Raw genomic sequence first — 1755 nt, 5'->3', positions numbered from 1 at the left:
GGCCCGCCGGGGGCGGCGGCCCGTGCGGCGGGACCGCACCGGGATACGCGCCAGGTCCGGGGGCGGGTCGACCTGCGGCGGTGGGTGCGGCGGCGGCGGCCGGCACGGGTCCCGCCGCCGGGGTGGGGCCGGCCGTCGGGAGGGGCACGGTCGGCTGGGCGTCACCGGCGGGACCGGTGCCGGAAGGGTCGTGCGGGTCCGTGGTCACGGTGCCTCCTCGAGCCGCTGGGACTGCTCACCTGCAGGCTAGGACTCTCCGCTGGGAGGGGCCTGTGCATCTGCCCGCACCGGTCAGCCGGCCACCCGGTACAGCGACACGTGCGACGGCGAGTCGGCCGTGAACGGCGCCCCCGCCCAGTCCGCGTGCCGGCTCTCGAGCATCATCCCGGCGAGCTGCGCCATGAGGTCGAGCTCCGCGGGCCAGACGTACCGGTGGGGCGTCCGCCCCACCCGCGCCTCCCGGCCGTCGCCGAACCGGACGTGGTGCGACACGACCTGCTGCTCCAGGACGTCGTACGTGTCGACGCCGAGGTACCCGGGCCCGGAGTGGAACACCAGGGCGTCCGACCCGGGCGGCAGCCGGCGCAGCTCGGGCACCCACAGCTCGACGACGAACCTCCCGCCGGGCAGCAGGTGCCGTGCCGCGTTCCGGAAGCACGCCACCTGCTCGTCCTGCGTCAGCAGGTTCGCGATCGTGTTGAACACCAGGTATACGAGCGAGAACTCGCCGGGCACCCGCGCGGTCGCCATGTCGCCGACGACGACCGGCAGCGTCTCCTCGTCGACCTTGGCGCGCAGCCGGGCGAGCATCGGGCGCGACAGCTCGATGCCCGCGACCGGCACCCCGCGTGCGGCGAGCGGCACCGCGACCCGCCCCGTCCCGACCGCGAGCTCCAGCGCCCGCCCGCCTCCCGCGAGCGCGACGAGCCGGTCGACCGTCGGCCCGAGCACCTCGGGCGCGAACATGCCGACCCCGGGGGTGTCGTACTGCGCGGCGACCTCGTCGTCCCAGATGTCCTCCTGACGCATCCCCCGACGCTCGCCGACACCGGGCGGACGTGTCCACGCCTTTGCGGGTGTCAGGCGGGCGGGATGTTCTGGTTGAGGCGGAAGACGTTGGCGGGGTCCCAGACCGCCTTCACCTGCCGCAGCCGCGTGTACGTCGCGGCGCCGTAGGCGCGGTGCACGCCCGCGTCGCCCTCGTCGGGGAGGGCGTTGACGTAGGCACCGCTGCTCCACGGGTCGAGGGTCGCGGCGAGGCGGCGGCACGTGGCGACGTGGTGGTCGTCGTCGGCGGGGTCGTCCCAGCGGGCGCCCATGCCGTACTCGAACCGTGCGGTGCGGTGGGGGAAGGCGGTCGCGGCGGGGTCGACGTCGGCGATCGCGCCGCCGTACGCGACGAGGCTCGCGGCACCGAGGTCGGCCTCGGCGTGGGCGAGGAAGGCGTCGAGGGCGACGTCGGGCAGGTCCGGCAGGTAGTGGCTCTTGCCGTAGCGGCGGAAGCCGTGCGCGGTGGGGGTGTCGGACCGTCGCTGCAGGTCGAGGTAGGTGAGGGTCTCGACGCGTCGGGCCGTGGGAGTGCCGAGGCCGTCGAGGGCGGCGACGAGAGTGGTGACGTCGTCGGGCGGGCCGACGTGGACGAGCCCGAGGGTGAGCGCTCCGCCCCCGCGTACGGCGGCGTGCAGGGTCGTGCGGGTGGGGGCGTCGTGCGCGAGCGACAGCCAGGTGCGGAGCGCGTCGAGGCCGGTGGCCGGG

Annotated in this window: 2 protein-coding genes; both read right to left on the bottom strand. The window is 75.8% G+C overall.

Annotated elements, in window-relative coordinates; genetic code table 11:
• Positions 1-291: 291 nt before the first annotated feature.
• The gene (locus CBZ_RS20140; RefSeq protein ID WP_130783204.1) at positions 292-1029 is read right to left on the bottom strand and encodes a class I SAM-dependent DNA methyltransferase; all 738 of its coding nucleotides are present in this window, start codon (positions 1027-1029) and stop codon (positions 292-294) included.
• A 50-nt stretch (positions 1030-1079) separates the two neighbouring features.
• Positions 1080-1755: BBE domain-containing protein (locus CBZ_RS20135; protein ID WP_174768707.1), on the bottom strand; the 676-nt coding region annotated here is incomplete at its 5' end.

The organism is Cellulomonas biazotea (assembly GCF_004306155.1).
In the GTDB taxonomy this organism is placed as follows: domain Bacteria; phylum Actinomycetota; class Actinomycetes; order Actinomycetales; family Cellulomonadaceae; genus Cellulomonas; species Cellulomonas biazotea.
The sequence above is the reverse complement of the archived record's forward strand: the minus strand, read 5'-3'. Positions and strand labels throughout refer to the sequence as shown.

Bases quoted from the DNA above. Each gene is read 5' to 3' on its own strand.
- CBZ_RS20140 (WP_130783204.1), bottom strand. From the start codon at position 1,029: ATGCGTCAGGAGGACATCTGGGACGACGAGGTCGCCGCGCAGTACGAC.